General features: G+C 35.0%; 14 protein-coding genes. 6 read left to right on the top strand and 8 right to left on the bottom strand.

The features are described 5' to 3' along the window. Positions 1–48: 48 nt before the first annotated feature. The 7 genes from ettA to JS605_RS15355 form a co-directional block, all read right to left on the bottom strand. Positions 49–1740 carry an energy-dependent translational throttle protein EttA gene (gene ettA / locus JS605_RS15385; RefSeq protein WP_203258615.1) on the bottom strand — a complete coding sequence of 564 codons (1692 nt, stop codon included), beginning with the start codon at positions 1738–1740 and terminating at the stop codon, positions 49–51. An 86-nt stretch (positions 1741–1826) separates the two neighbouring features. Further along, the gene (locus JS605_RS15380; RefSeq protein ID WP_042243884.1) at positions 1827–2009 is read right to left on the bottom strand and encodes a CAL67264 family membrane protein; all 183 of its coding nucleotides are present in this window, start codon (positions 2007–2009) and stop codon (positions 1827–1829) included. A gap of 103 nt (positions 2010–2112) precedes the next feature. Further along, a complete protein-coding gene (locus tag JS605_RS15375) occupies positions 2113–2829 on the bottom strand; it encodes a pirin family protein (protein ID WP_203258614.1) in 717 nt (238 codons plus the stop codon). A gap of 220 nt (positions 2830–3049) precedes the next feature. Beyond that, on the bottom strand, positions 3050–3919 hold the full coding sequence (locus JS605_RS15370; protein WP_203258613.1) for a pirin family protein: 870 nt from the start codon (positions 3917–3919) through the stop codon (positions 3050–3052). Positions 3920–4026: 107 nt separating this feature from the next. Further along, positions 4027–4464, bottom strand: a complete 438-nt coding sequence (locus JS605_RS15365) for a MarR family winged helix-turn-helix transcriptional regulator (protein WP_203258612.1) — start codon at positions 4462–4464, stop codon at positions 4027–4029. Positions 4465–4469: 5 nt separating this feature from the next. Beyond that, the gene (locus tag JS605_RS15360; protein WP_203258611.1) at positions 4470–4751 is read right to left on the bottom strand and encodes a GNAT family N-acetyltransferase; all 282 of its coding nucleotides are present in this window, start codon (positions 4749–4751) and stop codon (positions 4470–4472) included. A gap of 3 nt (positions 4752–4754) precedes the next feature. Continuing rightward, positions 4755–5285: an NADPH-dependent FMN reductase gene (locus JS605_RS15355; protein ID WP_203258610.1), complete on the bottom strand. Its 531-nt coding sequence runs from the start codon at positions 5283–5285 to the stop codon at positions 4755–4757. 141 nt (positions 5286–5426) lie between these two features. On the opposite strand from JS605_RS15355, the gene JS605_RS15350 reads away from it, so the two are divergent. From JS605_RS15350 to ccsA, 5 genes are all read left to right on the top strand, one after another. Continuing rightward, positions 5427–7070, top strand: a complete 1644-nt coding sequence (locus JS605_RS15350; protein ID WP_203258609.1) for an acyl-CoA carboxylase subunit beta — start codon at positions 5427–5429, stop codon at positions 7068–7070. Positions 7071–7268: 198 nt separating this feature from the next. Then, positions 7269–8546, top strand: coding sequence for an alginate export family protein (locus JS605_RS15345; protein ID WP_203258608.1), 1278 nt, complete (start codon positions 7269–7271; stop codon positions 8544–8546). Between the two features lie 9 nt (positions 8547–8555). After that, positions 8556–9158, top strand: coding sequence for a cytochrome c nitrite reductase small subunit (gene nrfH / locus JS605_RS15340; RefSeq protein WP_203258607.1), 603 nt, complete (start codon positions 8556–8558; stop codon positions 9156–9158). 11 nt (positions 9159–9169) lie between these two features. After that, positions 9170–10669, top strand: a complete 1500-nt coding sequence (gene nrfA / locus JS605_RS15335; RefSeq protein WP_203258606.1) for an ammonia-forming cytochrome c nitrite reductase — start codon at positions 9170–9172, stop codon at positions 10667–10669. Positions 10670–10742: 73 nt separating this feature from the next. After that, a complete protein-coding gene (ccsA, locus tag JS605_RS15330) occupies positions 10743–13877 on the top strand; it encodes a cytochrome c biogenesis protein (RefSeq protein WP_239000374.1) in 3135 nt (1044 codons plus the stop codon). Between the two features lie 93 nt (positions 13878–13970). On the opposite strand, the gene sppA is transcribed toward ccsA, so the two are convergent. Continuing rightward, positions 13971–15734, bottom strand: a complete 1764-nt coding sequence (sppA, locus tag JS605_RS15325; RefSeq protein ID WP_203258605.1) for a signal peptide peptidase SppA — start codon at positions 15732–15734, stop codon at positions 13971–13973. A 157-nt stretch (positions 15735–15891) separates the two neighbouring features. Between sppA and JS605_RS15320 the strand changes: the two genes are divergently transcribed. Beyond that, positions 15892–18060 (top strand): endonuclease MutS2, encoded by a 2169-nt coding sequence (locus tag JS605_RS15320; RefSeq protein ID WP_203258604.1) that lies wholly within the window; start codon positions 15892–15894, stop codon positions 18058–18060. Positions 18061–18133: the final 73 nt, after the last annotated feature.

Below are 18133 nucleotides of genomic sequence, written 5' to 3'. Positions count from 1 at the left end.
ACTTTATAAAAAAGTGGGCTTTTTTAGTTGTACTTCATAATACGTTATTTACCTAACTAACTTTTTATACTTAATACGCTTCGGCATCAAGTCTCCTCCAAGACGTTTCTTTTTATTTTCTTCATAGTCTGAAAAACTACCTTCAAAGAAATATACTTGAGAATCGCCTTCAAATGCCAAAATATGGGTACATATTCTATCTAAGAACCAACGGTCGTGACTAATCACTACAGCGCATCCTGCAAAGTTCTCCAAACCTTCTTCTAAAGCACGTAACGTGTTCACATCAAGATCATTAGTAGGCTCGTCTAAAAGTAACACATTACCTTCTTCTTTAAGCGTCATGGCCAGATGTAAACGGTTACGCTCCCCACCTGAAAGCAGTTTTACTTTTTTGTTTTGCTCACTTCCAGAAAAATTGAATCTACTTAAATATGCTCTAGAATTAACCTGCTTTCCTCCCATCATTACTAACTCTTGCTCATCACTAAAGTTTTGCCATATCGTCTTTTCTGGATCTATATTTGAATGACTTTGGTCGACATAAGCAATTTTAGCAGTATCTCCTACAGCAAAGGCTCCTTTATCTGGAGTTTCCTCTCCCATAATCATTCTGAAAATGGTGGTCTTACCAGCACCATTGGGGCCAATAATACCAACAATTCCTGCTTGTGGAAGGTTAAAATTTAAATCATCGTACAATAATTTATCATCATATCCTTTAGCAACACCTTTAGCTTCAATTACATTGGTACCCAAGCGTGGGCCATTTGGTATATATATCTCAAGCTTTTCATCTAATTGCTTTTGGTCTTGACTCATTAACTTATCGTAGTTTTTTAAACGTGCCTTTTGCTTGGTTTGTCGTCCTTTTGCTCCTTGGCGCACCCATTCTAACTCACGCTCTAAGGTTTTTTGACGCTTAGAAGCTGCTTTACCTTCTTGAGCCATACGCTTAGATTTTTGATCTAACCAAGAGGAATAGTTTCCTTTCCACGGAATACCTTCTCCTCTATCCAGTTCTAAAATCCAGCCTGCAACATTATCTAAGAAATACCTATCGTGTGTTACGGCAATTACGGTGCCTTTGTATTGCGCTAAATGATGCTCTAACCAATGCACCGACTCTGCATCCAAATGGTTTGTAGGCTCATCCAGTAATAATACATCTGGTTCTTTCAATAGTAAACGACATAACGCTACACGCCTGCGTTCTCCTCCAGACAGTACACCTATTTTCTTATCACCATCTGGAGTACGCAGTGCATCCATGGCAATTTCTAGTTTGGTATCTAACTCCCAAGCATTTGCAGCATCAATTTGATCTTGTAATTCTGCCTGTCGGTTCATTAGTTTCTCCATTTTATCAGGATCGCTATACACCTCTTCTAAACCAAATTGATCATTAATCTTATTGTATTCGTCTAGAATAGCAACAGTTTCCGCTGCACCCTCACGTACCACTTCCATTACTGTTTTTTCATTATCAAGCTGAGGTTCTTGCTCTAAATAGCCCACGGAATAATCCTGAGAAAATACAACATCTCCTTGATAGTTTTTATCAACTCCTGCTATAATTTTTAAAAGTGTGGATTTACCAGAACCATTAAGTCCTAAAATTCCAATTTTAGCGCCGTAAAAAAAGCTTAAGTATATATTTTTTAAAACTGGTGTATTTGCACTTTGAAATGTCTTAGTTACTCCAGACATTGAGAAAATTATCTTCTTATCGTCACTCATATTATATGTTTATCCTTTGATAAAGTTTAATCGTTTAATTGTTTATTCGTTTAATCATAAAACTTAAAATCGTTAATTAAGAGTCCTTAAACTCTGCCTTTTAGTGCATTAAACACCCATGCTATTGCAAAAAAACCAATGCCTACGGTTGCAAATCCCCAACCGGCAACATCATCATATCGGTATGCCCCCATTAAAATCAATACAACTCCCATAATAATCATTAAAATTGTAGCCCATGCGAGTACTGTATTTTTATTCATCGCCATAATCTCTTCTTTTTATAAGTTAGTGGAAAAAACAAATATCGTAGTTTTAAATAAAAAAAGCACCTGTTGAAGATGCTTTTTCACTATTAACCTGAATAACTTATTAGTTCATAGGAACTTCTATTATTACAATTTCAGAGTTGTTTTTTGCTAAAATTTCTAAGTCTTCAGTTTCCCAAACACCTATAGCATCTCTTTTTTCCAAAATATTTCCAGAAACATTTACATTACCATCTGTAACAAAAACATAAAAACCATTTGTCCCATCTTTGGGTTTTAAAGTTACAGATTTACCTTCATCCAATTCAGTTCTGTAAATGTATGCCTGTTGGCTAATGGGTAGTGCTTCCCCTTCTAGTTTATCCTTTGGAGATACTACCGTTTGTAATTTATTTTTACGTTGTGATACATCAAATTTTCGTTGCTCGTAATTCGGTTCAACTCCCATTTCCTCTGGAATTATCCATAACTGTAAAAAGTTAACCTCATCTGTTTTGCTATCGTTAAATTCAGAATGCGTCAATCCTGTTCCAGCACTCATTACCTGTACTTCTCCAACTTCAATGGCTCTTTTGTTTCCCATACTATCTTTATGTGATAATGCACCCTTTAGCGGAATCGAAATAATTTCCATATTCTGGTGCGGGTGCGTTCCAAAACCCATTTTAGGTTGCACCACATCATCATTTAATACGCGCAACTTACCAAAATTCATACGCTCTGGATTTTGATAACTTGAAAAACTAAACGTATGGTGTGATTTTAACCAACCGTGATTTACAAATCCTCTTGTGTCTGCTTTGTGAACTATTGTTTTCATAATATAAGCCTCCCTAAATCCCTCCAAAGGAGGAACTTCTTTTTAATTAAACTTTAATTTATATTCTTACTCAAATTTTTATTCTACTTTAAAAACATTCTCCAAACCCACCCCTAGCCCCTCCAAGGAGGGGAATGCTTACTCATACTTTTTCAAACCTACAAGGTTTCAAAAACCTTGCAGGTTATGAGTTTTACCCCTTCGGGGGTTAGGGAGCCTCTTATGGGGCTAGAAACCCCATTTTCCCCATTTGATAATCTCTCATGGCTTCCATAATTTCAGTTTGTGTATTCATTACATAGGGACCATAAGTTTGAATAGGCTCATTAAATGGTTCTCCAGAGAGAAACAATAATTTACTTATCGCATTACCTTCAATAGTAAACCCTTCTCCATCTTGATTGAACTGTATCAATTGATTTTCGTTGAGTTTCAATTGTTCTGAACCATTTATTGTAACATCGCCTTTTAATAAATAAATTATCGATTGATGAGTCTCTGGAACAGCCACATCAAAACTTCCACCTGCTTCAACATCAATCATATATGCGTTAACAGCGGTTTGGGTTTTTATTCGACCGTAAACACCATCCAACACTCCTGCAATAATTTGTATGTTAACTTTACCATCATCAGAAGCTACTACCCTAAAGTCATTATTTTTAACATGCTGATAATTAGCTTCAATCATCTTTTTGTCTGCTGGTAAATTCAACCATAATTGTATCCCTTCTAAAACACCTCCTTTTTGCACAAACGTTTTGGTAGGCGCTTCTGCATGAATAATACCTCTGCCTGCTGTTGTCCATTGTACATCTCCTGCACCAACCACACTTTCATTTCCTAAAGAATCTCTATGTAGTTGTTCTCCTTGGACTAAAAAGGTTATTGGTTCAAATCCACGATGTGGATGTGGTCCCAAATCAAAGGGATTATTGTGCTCTGAAATTTCATAAGGTCCATAATGGTGTAACAATATAAACGGATCTACATTATCAATGGTTCTTGTGGGTATGGGTTGTCTCAATCTTATGGGACCCATATTTACAAAATCACTTCGACCTATCGTTCTTATACTATTTAGTTTCATTTTACAACTCCTTTTATTTTACTTTCCATGGAAAATAATTGGTTAAAAAAATATGCTATCCCGTATGAGATGCTGAAACAAGTTCAGCATGACAAAACTTCGTTTCGTCATCGCATTTTATCAAGCAGATTACTTAATTGTTCTGCTTCGTCTTCATTCAAATTTTTCAACAAAACTGTATTGAAATTATTGGGTATACTATCTAAAAACGTTTTCCCCGCTTTAGTAATGGCTATTTTTACCACACGCCTATCATGTGCAGACGGGCAACGTTCTATATATTCTTTTGCGCATAATTTATCCATCAATCTTGTAGCATTGGGTGCACGCTCTAACATTCTATCTTTTATAGTTTGTACACTCAAAGGCTCATTAGCCCCCCTTAAAATCCTTAGTATATTATACTGTTGAGGCGATATGCCATAGCCTTTAAAAAACTCGTTTTGATGGCTCGTAATCCAATTTGCTGTATAAATAATATTTAACAAAGCTTTTATCTTGTTGTTAGCAAATGTCGAATTGATATCTTTGGATAAATCTCCCATAACTTTTAAAATAATACGTCACTGTATTCCTTTCTCTTTTTAAAAACTGCATTGGCAAAAGGGCATAATGGTAAAATTTTAATATTCTGTTCTCTTGCATAACTCACTGCTGCCTCCACCAGTTTATAACCAATTCCTTGTCCCTTTAGAGACTCTTTTACCTCTGTATGGTCGATAATAATTTTTTCATTACCAGCATATGTGTAAGTCATTTCGGCTACTTTTAAATTTTCTATTTCTATAAAGAAGCGTCCTTTTTTATCTAATTTTTCATGCTTAATTTCCATGGCTTACAATGTTTTTTGAAACGTGGATATCTTTTTCTTTAATTCGATGTCCAAAGACTCATTTACAAGTTTACCTTCAGAAAAATTAGCACTGAATGACGGTAACGAAAATACCTCAACGATATTGGCATCATGTCGTGGAAACCGATTTTGAGCTATTTCCAAAACAGATAGACCTCCTCTTCCCCCTGGGGATGTAGACATTAAAAACATTGGTTTTCCAAAAAAGGTCTTTCCTTCTATTCTAGACATCCAATCAAACAGGTTTTTAAATACTGTAGCGTATGCACCATTATGCTCTGCTAATGATAGTATAATACCATCAGAATCCTTTATTAAGTTTAAAAACTTGTGCGCATTGTCCGGAATACCCTTTTCATTCTCTAAATCAATACCGTATAAAGGCAAATCAAAATCGTCTAAATCTAATATAGAAACGTCTACATTTTCAACTAAACTAGATGCATAAATTGCCAATTGCTTGTTTATTGATGTTTTACTATTACTTCCTGCAAATGCTATTATGTGTTTCATGTTCTATTTTTTTACACCACAAATATATAAATAAAATATTTATATTCCAAGGAATATATTTCCATGTTATATATTTTAACAAATTATTCACTTTTTAGAGCAAAAATGGTTTTGTAACTTCGTTGAAATAAAAATGCACAGATGGATATCAACTTCAATAAAAACGAAGATCATAACAAACTTTTAGTTTCTGAACTTAATAAAAGGTTGGCTAAAGTGAGTCTGGGTGGCGGCAAAAAACGTATTGAAAAGCTCCATAGCAAAGGGAAACTTACAGCTAGGGAGCGTATTGACTATTTGTTGGACGCCAAGGCTAAATCTATTGAAATTGGTGCTTTTGCGGGAGAAGATATGTATGCGGAGCATGGTGGTTGCCCTTCTGGTGGTGTGGTTGTGAAAATTGGGTATATAAAAGGAAAACAGTGTATTGTAGTGGCTAATGATGCTACGGTAAAGGCTGGGGCGTGGTTTCCTATTACTGGGAAAAAGAATTTACGTGCTCAAGAAATTGCTATTGAAAACCGATTGCCAATTATTTATTTGGTGGATTCAGCTGGCGTGTATTTGCCTATGCAAGATGAAATTTTCCCTGATAAGGAGCATTTCGGACGTATTTTTAGAAATAACGCTGTAATGAGCAGTATTGGTATTACCCAAATTGCTGCGGTTATGGGTAGTTGTGTTGCGGGTGGTGCCTACCTCCCTATTATGAGTGATGAAGCGTTGATTGTTGATAAAACTGGAAGTATTTTTCTTGCGGGTAGTTATTTAGTAAAAGCTGCTATTGGAGAAAGTATAGATAATGAAACTTTGGGTGGTGCAACGACGCACTGCGAAATCTCTGGGGTTACGGATTATAAAGCCAAAGACGATAAAGATGCCTTAGACAAAATAAAAAACATCGTTGATAAAATTGGGGATTATGATAAAGCTGGTTTTAACCGTATTGAGGCTAAAAAACCTGCTGATAATCCTGAAGATATATTTGGTATTTTGCCCAAAAGTCGCGCCGATCAATACGATATGTATGAGATTATAAAACGACTGGTGGATAACTCAGAATACGAGGAATATAAAGCGGGTTATGGACAAACTATTATTACATGCTACGCGCGCATTGATGGTTGGGCAGTTGGTATTATTGCCAACCAACGCCAAATTGTAAAAACCACAGGTTCTAAAACCAAACCAACCGAAATGCAATTTGGTGGTGTGATTTATAATGATTCAGCTGATAAAGCCACACGTTTTATTGCCAATTGTAACCAAAAGAAAATTCCGTTAGTGTTTTTGCAGGATGTTACTGGCTTTATGGTAGGCAGTAAAAGTGAGCATTCTGGTATTATAAAAGATGGCGCTAAAATGGTAAACGCGGTTAGTAATTCGGTAGTGCCTAAATTTACTGTGATTATTGGTAATAGCTATGGGGCTGGTAATTATGCCATGTGCGGAAAAGCGTATGACCCGAGATTGATTTTTGCATGGCCTAGTGCAGAACTCGCAGTAATGAGTGGCAACTCTGCTGCTAAAGTTTTATTACAAATTGAAAAAGCGTCTCTTGAAAAACAGGGAGAAACGTTTACCAAAGAAAAGGAAGACGAACTCTACAATAAAATTAAAGCTAGGTACGACAACCAAGTATCTCCCTATTATGCGGCTGCACGTTTATGGACGGACGGTATTATCAATCCTTTAGATACCAGAACATGGATTAGTATGGGGATTGAGGCTGCTAATCATGCACCTATTGATAAACCGTTTAATTTGGGGGTTTTGCAGGTTTAAAGTTTATAATTATCATGGCTTACTCGCTTTTATAAATTCTATTCAAAAATGCAGATATAGTATTTATGTAGAGTGAAACCTACTTCATTTTAAAAAAAATACAAAAAATCCTAAATATTTTTTGGTTTATGATATTTATCATAAAAAGTAGCTCAAAATGTCATCAAATTTGTTCAGCAATTCTAAACAAACTTGAAGATGAGCAAAAACCAACTACTACCAAAGATTTTACTTCTTTTTCTAATTTATTTTTCAATTCAAAACACTTATGCGCAACTAGAAATTGGAGCAGACATCAGACCTCGATTTGAATACCGCCATGGTTTCAACAATCTATTCCCTGATAATACTGAACCTGCAGCCTTTGTAGTACAACGTTCTCGTTTAAATGTGAGCTACATAATGGAAAACTTAGATATTATGGTAAGTATCCAAGATGTAAGTGTTTGGGGAGACACACAACAAATTGATGCTACTGACAGCAATAATTCTTTTTCACTATTTAGAGCTTGGATCGAATACCACATGAATGAAAATTGGTCTGCAAAATTAGGGAGACAAGTCCTCTCCTATGACGATCAAAGAATTTTAGGAGGCTTAGACTGGGCCATGCAAGGACGTTTTCATGATGCAGCATTAATTAAATACAAAAAAGATAACTTTTTAGCGCACTTTGGCTTTGCTTTTAGTCAGCAATCCCAAGCTAGAGAAGGTAATGTATTTACCATAAAAGGCGCATCAACATATAAAGCATTACAATTTGCCTATTTAAAGAAAACATGGGAGAACAGTTCTGCTAGTTTTCTATTATTAAATACAGGGTTTCAAAGTTTAACAGGTCCAGATAATGATATTGCTGATGGTGTATTTTACAAGCACACTGTTGGATCATATTTTACTTTTCCAATACAAAGTGTTAAAATGGCTGGATCTGCATATTATCAATTCGGAAAATCTAACAAAACTACAGATTTAAGTGCTTACCAAGTATCTCTTGAAGCTAGCTATAAACCTAGCAATACATTATTTGCATTGGGGATAGAGATATTAAGTGGTACAGACCAAAGTGGAGACTCTAAAAATAAATCTTTCTTACCCCTATATGGCACCAACCATAAGTTTAATGGATTTATGGATTATTTTTTTGTGGGCAACCATGCAAACAATGTGGGACTAGATGATTTTTACGGAAAGGTGGTGTTTAAAACTGGCAAAACATCTACCCTTCTAGCTAAAGCGCACTACTTTCTGGCTAATGCAGATTTAAGCAATAATGCCGATAAATATCTTGGAACTGAATTTGACATTGTATACACCAATAAAATTGCAAAAAATATAAAAATGAATATTGGTTATTCCCAAATGTTTGCTTCTGATAGTATGAGTTTAATAAAGGGCGGAAGACCTAACGATAATACAAATAACTGGGGATGGATGCAACTTATAGTTAATCCTAGCCTCTTTAAAAGTAAATAAAACATACCATTGAAAACAAAACGAAACATATTACCTCCTAAAACAACACGATGGCGTACAATAGCAGTATTCTTTATTGCGGTTGTTATCGGGTTAGGGTTATTCATGGCAAAAGAATCCCGGGTTGTATCTTACATGTCAGATGATCCGCAAGCTTGTGTAAACTGCCATGTTATGACACCAGTTTACAATAGCTGGATGCATAGCTCCCACAGAGAATGGGCAAATTGTAACGATTGCCATGTGCCACATAACAATGTAGTAAACAAATATTATTTTAAAGCAAAGGATGGTTTATACCATGCTTCTGTGTTTACAGCACGTTTAGAGCCAGATGTTATAGAAATGAAAGAAGCCTCGCAAGAGGTTGTTCAAAATAACTGTATACGTTGCCATGTACAACAAGTAACACAGGCTAAATACGATGGTTATATAGAAGACCATAGAGAAAATAGAACTGGGCGTCAATGCTGGAGTTGCCATAAACAAGTGCCCCACGGCAAAGTACACGGCTTATCAACTATAAAATTTAATGTTGCACCATTACCAACCGACCAACAGGATTTAGTTATTCCAGAGTGGATGGAAGAGCAACTTCAAACTAAAGAATAAACACAAACCAAATGAAAAACAAAGTATTATTTATTGTAACTATTATTGTAGTTTTCTTGCTAGGACTACTAGCTTCAAGCATCGTTAATAGAAAATCTGAAGCAAAATATAAATACACACCTAGTGTAGACATCGCCGAAAATGAACCTAGAAATGTCGTATGGGGCGAAAACTATCCATTGGAGTACCAATCATACCTTCAAACATTAGATACAACTTTTGCGTCTATGCAAGGTGGTTCTGCAATGCGAGATGTTTTAGAAGAAGACCCAAATCTTGTTATTCTCTTTGCTGGATATGGTTTTTCCAAAGACTACAACCAAGGTAGAGGACATGCCTATGCCGTTGAGGATATTCACAACACTTTAAGAACAGGAGGCCCTAAAGGAAAAGGAGACGGTCCAATGCCAGCTACATGCTGGACTTGTAAGAGTCCTGATGTACCCCGTTTAATGAACGAGATTGGTATTGCTGAGTTTTACAGTGGAAAGTGGGCAGATAAAGGAGCTGAAGTAGTAAACCCTATTGGTTGTGCAGATTGTCATGATAATAAAACCATGAAATTAAAAATTACAAGACCAGCTCTTGTTGAAGCCTTTGATGCCATGGGAAAAGATATAAATAATGCAACCCATAATGAGATGCGCTCTTTGGTTTGTGCGCAATGCCATGTTGAATATTACTTTAACAAAAACTTACCAGGGAAAGAAGGGACACCATATCTGGTATTTCCTTGGAAAGACGGTATGACGGTTGAAGATATGGAAAACTACTATGATAATTTAGAGTTTAAAGACTGGACACACAAAATAAGTAAAGCACCAATGCTTAAAGCACAACATCCAGGTTATGAAACATTTACTACTGGGGTGCATGCAGATAGAGGTGTATCCTGCGCAGATTGCCACATGCCATATAAAAGTGAAGGTGGTCAAAAATTTACAGACCATCATATTCAATCGCCTTTAAATAATACGTCAAATGCATGTCAGGTTTGTCATAGAGAAGAATCTAATAAGCTTATTGCTAATGTTTATGAAAGACAACGTAAGGCTACAGAAAACAGATTAAAACTTGAAAAATTGCTTGTAAAAGCACATTTAGAAGCCAAAAAATGTTGGGATTTAGGCGCTACAGAGGCACAAATGAAACCCATATTAACAGATATTCGTCACGGACAGTGGCGTTGGGATTACTCAGCTGCAGCTCATGGCGCATCGTTCCACTCTCCTGTTGAAACAGCAAGAGTTATAGGAAGTGGATTAGTTATCGCTCAAGAAGCACGTGTAAAACTAGCTAGGTTATTAGCAGAGTTAGGTCATAACAATCCAATAGAGATGCCTGATATTTCTACAAAAGAAAAGGCTCAAGAATTTATTGGTCTGGATATGGAAAAACTTGAGGCTGATAAAGAAGCCTTTAAAGAAAATCTATTACCTAAATGGCTTGAGGAAGCTAAAGCTAGAGAAGATGCCATGCCAATACGTACAGTATCTTCTACTGTAGAATAAACACATATAATTTTCCCAAAAGACACCTTATGTCTCAAAATATAAGGTGTCTTTTATTTTAACGAACTATACCATGAATAAATTTGCACGATTTTTTGCTTCTCCCATACTTGCCGTATTATGCCTATTTGCCTTCGCTTTTGCTATGGCTGCTGCAACATTTATAGAGAACGATTATGGCACTGCAACAGCTTGGAAACTTATATATGATGCGTGGTGGTTTGAACTTGTAATGATTGGTTTAGGGGTTTGTTTTATAATGAGCATCTTTAAATACAAACTGTGGCGTAAAGAAAAATGGGCATTATTGCTATTTCATCTGGCATTTATAGTTATTCTTTTAGGAGCTGGTATTACGCGGTATGTATCTTATGGGGGCATCATGAGAATTCGTGAAGGTGCTGCTTCTAATATCGTGATTTCTGATAATAACTATTTGCATGTTCATATTTCAAATGGAAAAACAACCAAAACAATAAAAAAACAATTAGATTTTTCGCCATTAAGTAGTAACAATTTTAGTATTGATACAAAATTTGAAAACATCCCAGTTTCTATAACATATAATGAGTTCATTGCAGATGCCATTCCGCAAATAGAGCATAATGAAAATGAAGGAAAACCTATGCTAGAAATGATTATTTCTGCTGGTAATGGAAGAGAATCTGTTTTTCTTGAAAAAGGAGAAATTGAAGCAATTGGTTCTCATAAACATAAAATTGGTTTTGATGTAGAGCAAGACGGTGTTATAAATATTACTGAGGAAAATGGAAATTTTAGTATACGCTCTCCAAGAAATCTAAGCACCTTTGTAATGGCTACCGAAACCGCCGGAACCATTGCAAAAGACAGTCTACAAAGCATACAACTTAGAACATTGTATCGTGATGGTGATGCTTCTTTTGTGCCCCTAGCCTATTATCCTAAAGGTAAAATTAAAATAGTAAGTGCTTCGGAAAAACCTAAGGATAACGATGCACAAAAAGATGACGCCTTAATCGTTAATGTTAGCGTTGGAAAAGACAAAAAAGAGGTTAATCTTCTTTACAGAGAGGGTTTTTTACCTATATCTAACGAAGCTAATTTTAATGACATCAATGTATCGTTATCATATGGCTCTCAAGCCATTACCGTTCCTTTTTCTATTCAATTAGACGATTTTCAATTAGAGCGCTACCCAGGTTCTACCAGTCCATCTTCCTATGCAAGTGAAGTAAGGGTTATTGATAACAATCAAGAAATACCACATCGCATATTTATGAATAATGTGCTCGACTATAAAGGGTTTAGGTTTTTTCAAGCAAGTTATGATACCGATGAACTAGGAACCGTTTTAGCTGTAAACCATGACGCACTTGGAACCAACATTACCTATATAGGCTATTTATTGATGATGATAGGTATGTTCTTTACACTTTTTGGAAAATCATCTCGCTTTAACCTCATCAATAAAAATTTGAAAAAATTAAAGTTGAAAAGCGCTGGTTTACTATTAATACTCTGCACTATAAGTAATATGAGTTTTGCTCAGGATAAAACACCCGAGATCAACTTAAAATTAGTAGAGCAACTTGAAATAGACCATCAGCATGCTGAACTTTTTGGACGTTTAATGGTTCAAGATTTAGATGGTCGTATAAAACCAATGAATACGTTGGCATCGGAGTTTTTAAGAAAGCTATCAATAAAACCCTATTTTAAGTTTACAGAAAACGGGCAAAGTATTCGCTACAACGCTAACCAAGCCTTTCTTGCAATGCAGTCAGCATCTAACATTTGGCAACACATCCCGTTAATAAAAGTTGATATAAAAAAAGGGGGCGAATTATTCAATCATTTAAATGTTAGTGAAGATGGACTCGTTTCATTTATTGAACTTTTAGGAGATCAAGGAAAGTACATTTTAGCTGATGCTGCTGAAAGTGCAAACCAAAAGAAACCAGCAGAGCGTAGTGAATTAGATAAAGAGATTTTAAAAGTTGATGAACGTTTTAATATTCTCTACAATGTATTTTCTGGAAACTATTTAAAGGTATTTCCAAATAGTAATGATAAAAGTAACAAATGGCACAGCCAAACCCATCATTTTAACGATTTCCCTGCTGCTGATGGTAAGTTTGCTAAACAAATTATACCAGCCTATTATAAGGATGTAAATCAAAAAAAATGGGTTGATGCCAGTGAAAAATTAGGGTATATAAAAACGTTTCAAGATGAATTGGGCAAAGAGATTATACCAAGTAGAAAACGTATTGAGGCTGAACTTTGGTATAACGAACTTAACTTAAATTTTTGGCTGTTTCAAGTATTTTTTACACTTGGTGCCCTACTTCTAGTTTTAGCTATAGTTAAAATATTTACTAAGAAAAAACTCGTGGAATTCCTCTGGAATGCACTAATCATCATTACTTTAATAAGCTTTCTCTTGTTTACAGGAAATATAATCCTGCGTTGGTATGTTTCTCAACATGCGCCCTGGAGTAATGGTTATGAAATGCTCGTATTCGTTTCATGGGTTTTAGTATTATGCGGTTTATTTACGTTTAGAAAATCTGATTTTGCACTACCACTCGCCACACTGTTTTCTGGCGCTTTGTTGTTTGTAAGTTATTTAGATTGGTTAAGCCCAGAAATAACAAATTTAATGCCTGTACTAAAATCGTTTTGGCTAAAAGTACATGTAGCAACTATAGTAAGTAGTTATGCGCCTTTGGCTTTGTCGGCAATCTTAGGTTTTATGGCATTATTACTTACCATCTTTAAAACCAAAAAGACAAAAAAAATAATGGATATAAAGATAAAAGAACTTACATATATCAATGAAATATCTATGACTATTGGGTTGTTCGTCTTAGCCGTAGGTACGTTTTTAGGAGGTATTTGGGCTAATGAATCTTGGGGACGTTATTGGGCCTGGGATCCTAAAGAAACTTGGGCACTTATCAGCATCATAGTATATGCTATTGTATTACATCTTAGACTCATACCAAAATTTAAAAGTAATTATGTACTAAATACAGCGAGTATTTTTGCCTTTGGCTCTATAATCATGACAAGCTTTGGAGTAAACTACTATTTATCAGGGCTACATAGTTATGCAGCTGGCGACCCCTTACCTATTCCAACGTTTATCTATGTATTGGTTGTAGTTGTTATTTTGGTTGCGGTAGTTGCTTATTTTAGAAGAAAATCATTTAAAATGAACTAAAAATCTGAACACTAGTGCATTTAATAAAAAAGAGACTTTCAAAGTGAAAGTCTCTTTTTTATTTTGTCTTTAACAACACCAATGTGATATAAATCATTTTATCTCCGTACTGTAAGGAAACATTAGCTGAACGCCTTTTTTCTGAGATAGACGTTTTACCTCTTTAATTAGCTTGTAGTTTTCTTCCCCTAGTTCTTCAGCTAAAATTTGTTCTTTGGCTTTTGCCAAACCAAAACTTTCTAGCATTTCATCCAAATTCTTTTCAAACACTGGGAATTCTTTAATCTTATAATCTTCAATCTCTGCAGCATCAGCGGCATAATGCAATGCCAAATCTAGTCCTCCTAATTCGTCTACCAAACCTCTATCTAGAGCATCATTACCTGTCCAAACACGTCCTTGAGCTATTTCTTCTACTTGTTCTGCTGTTAAATTACGTCCATCTGCGACGCGTTTTGTAAATAAACTATATACATCAATAATCCCCTCTTCTATATATTTATATTGATTTTTATTCAGTGGTTCAAAAACACTGTAGGTAACCGCATTTGCGTTAGTTGTTACTTGTTCTGCATTTATCCCCATATCATCAGCAAGGTTTTTAAAGTTTGGCAAAGCCCCAAACACCCCTATACTACCAGTAATTGTTGTAGGTTCAGCTATAATCTTATCAGCATTTGCAGCGATATAATAACCACCAGAAGCTGCCAAATTACCCATAGAAACAATAACAGGTTTTACTTTTTTTGTTAACTCTATCTCTCTCCAAATTAATTCACTAGCTAATGCACTTCCTCCTGGGGAATTAATTCTCAACACAATAGCTTTAATACGCTTATCGTCCCTTGCCTTTTTAATGGATTCATTCATCGTTATATGCCCTACAATACCCTTATCTCCTTCTCCATACATAATATCGCCTTCAGCATAAATTACTGCTATTTTATGTTCACTAGACTTAGCTTTTAATTTAGGAGCAGCATATCTCGCATACTCTTCTATGGAAACACTATTTAAATCTTTATCTTCAGCAACACCCATTGCATGTTTTAAACCATTAACAAACTCATCATGATAAGCAATTTTATCTACTAATTTAGAAGATACAGCGAGCTCTGGTGTTCTTGCTAACAAACTATCTGCAATTACATCTAATTGCTCTACCGATACATTTCTAGCCTCCGAAACTTCTTTTTTAATTTCAGACCAAAGTCCATTTAAATACACCGAAATTTGCTCACGATTATTATCGCTCATTTCGTTTTCTAAAAATGGTTCTACGGCACTTTTATATTTTCCATGACGCACCACTTCCATTTTAATTCCAGATTTCTCTTGAAAATCTTTAAAATATAAACGCTCAGTGTATAACCCTTTAAATTCCATCATACCAGCTGGGTTAATATAAATGGTGTCTGCAACTGAGTTTAAGTAATAATCCTTTTGCGTAAGTACATCAGCATACGACACTATAAACTTACCCGACGCCTTAAAGTCTATTAAAGCATCCCGCAATGTTTTTATTTGTGTAATACCAGCCATGACAAAATTATTATCAATGGATATTCCTTTTATTTTTTCATCAGTCTTCGCATATCTTATAGCATCAACTAAATTGAATAAACCGTTTCTTTCATCTTCGTTTAAAAAAGGATATTCTTTAAAGACAGTTTTACCTGCATAATCGTTAATGGGAAAATCTAACTTTAGATCTAATACAGAATTTGACTTTACCTGAACTACTTCTTCTGAAGCCCCACCAAAAAGTGCGCTTATTATTATCAAACCTATAAAACAAAGTGCCAAAAACACAAAAATCCCTACTATTGTAGATAAAACCCTTTTAATAAAACCCATAATGCTTCAATTTTATTCGTTAGTCTAATAAACATCGAATTGTTACAATTTGTAAACAACTCTATTTCCACTTTTGCAAATCTAGGGATTCTTTAAAGAAAAAAATCTACTATATTCTGTAACTTTGCGCTTTTGAAAAAGAATAGTTAAGAGACGAATGATACACATTCACGAGAAAACTTTACAAGATCTGGAATTCCCTACCGTATTGCAACAGATAAGCGAGTTGTGCATTACGCCAATGGGCAATAAATCTGTATTAGAAATTTCTCCCTATAAAACTAAAGAAGATTTGCTTTTTGCACTGCAACTTACCAACGAATATGTATCCTCTTTTTATAATGACAACCGTATTCCCAATCACGGATTTGATACCATTACCAAAGAAATTCAACTTTTAAATATCGAGAATACTTTTTTAGAAGTACATGGTTTAAAAAAAATCGTTTCAATGTCTTTAACGGTAAACACCATTGTTACGTTTTTAAAAAAGTTTGAAGAATACTATCCTAATTTACATCAGTTTGCTTCACATATTGAAGTTACTAAAGTTCTAATAGAAAAGGTTGATGCTATTGTAGATAGGTTTGGAGATATAAAGGATAATGCCTCTGACACCTTGTATGATTTACGAAAATCCATAAGTAAAGTTAAAGGAAAAATAAATCAAAGTTTTGCTTCTGCATTAAATACCTATCACAATTTAGAATATCTGGATGATATTAGAGAATCTGTCGTAGATAACCGGCGTGTTTTAGCTGTTAAGGCCATGTATAGGCGAAAAGTTAAAGGTGCCATTATGGGAGGTAGTAAAACAGGAAGTATTGTATATATTGAACCTGAAACTACCCTACAATACACACGAGAGCTTAATAATTTAGAATACGAAGAGAAAGAAGAAGTAGTTCGTATTTTAAAAGAAGTGACCGATTTTATACGTCCGTTTTTACCGCTTATAAAAGACTACCAAACTTTTTTAATTGATATCGATGTTATTTCTGCGAAAGCGAAGTATGCGAAATCTATGAATGGTATACTTCCAGAACTATCAGAAGATAAAAGTATGTATTTGCGAGATGCATATCATCCGCTTCTCTATTTAAATAATTTAGAAAAAAAGGAAAAAACGTTTCCACAAACCCTATCGCTTAAAGAGGACAGCCGAATAATAGTAATCTCTGGTCCTAATGCCGGCGGTAAAAGTATTACCCTAAAAACCGTTGGGTTATTACAAGTAATGTTGCAAAGCGGTATGTTAATTCCTGTACACGAACGTAGTAAGGTATGCCTGTTCGATAGGATTTTAAGTGATATTGGAGATAATCAGTCTATTGAAAACCATTTAAGCACTTATAGCTATCGTTTAAAACAAATGAACTATTTTTTGCGCAAGTGTAATAAAAATACCCTCTTTTTAATTGATGAATTTGGTACAGGATCTGATCCTGAATTAGGTGGTGCTTTGGCTGAAACGTTTTTAGAGGAGTTTTACCATCGGGAAGCATTTGGAATTATTACCACACACTATTCTAATTTAAAAATTCTTGCTACTGAGCTGCCACACATGATTAATGCCAACATGCTTTTTAATGAACGTACACTAGAACCTATGTTTAAACTGGTGGTAGGACAAGCAGGTAGTAGTTTTACCTTTGAAGTGGCTCAGAAAAACGGCATTCCCTATTCTTTAATAAACAGAGCAAAAAAGAAGATTGAGCGCAGTAAAGTACGTTTTGATGCCACTATTGCTAAACTTCAAAAAGAACGTTCTCGATTAGAGAAAACTGGACAATCTTTAAAACTCAATGAAAAGAAAAAAGGTGAGGAAGCTGATAAACTCGAAGAGATAAATGCCAAAATACAGAAGAAATTAGAAAGCTATCAGGAATTATATGATAGTAATCAGCGCCTAATTTATTTAGGGCAAAAAGTAAACGACATAGCCGAAAAATACTTCGATAACAAAAAGAAACGCGAGTTAATGGCAGAATTATTCAAATTGGTACAAATTGAAAATTCTAAACGCAAAAAAGTATCTGCTAAACAAAAACGTGCCCAAAAAGCTAAAGAAGAACAGGTAAAGAAAGAAGCTGAAAAGAAAGTAAATGTTATTAGAAAAAAGAAAAAGGCTGAAAAGAAAAAAGCAGCTGAAGCTCCACAAAAACCAAAACCTATTTTAAAAGTAGGCGACCGTGTACGCATGCATGATGGTAGAGCTGTTGGTAGTATAGATAGTATTGAAAAAAACAAAGCCAATGTAAATTACGGTATATTTACTACTAATGTTGCTTTGGATTTATTGGAACTGGTTGAGGCAAAAAAGTAGAGTCCGTTATACATGTACTTACTTTAGCAGACAAGTGTGTTAGGGATAGTAGTGATAGCTTTTGGGGAGGCGT

Origin of the sequence: Hyunsoonleella ulvae (assembly GCF_016827605.1) — a bacterium.
GTDB lineage: Bacteria > Bacteroidota > Bacteroidia > Flavobacteriales > Flavobacteriaceae > Jejuia > Jejuia ulvae.
Note: the sequence above shows the minus strand (reverse complement) of the source record. Positions and strands in the feature narration are given on the sequence as shown.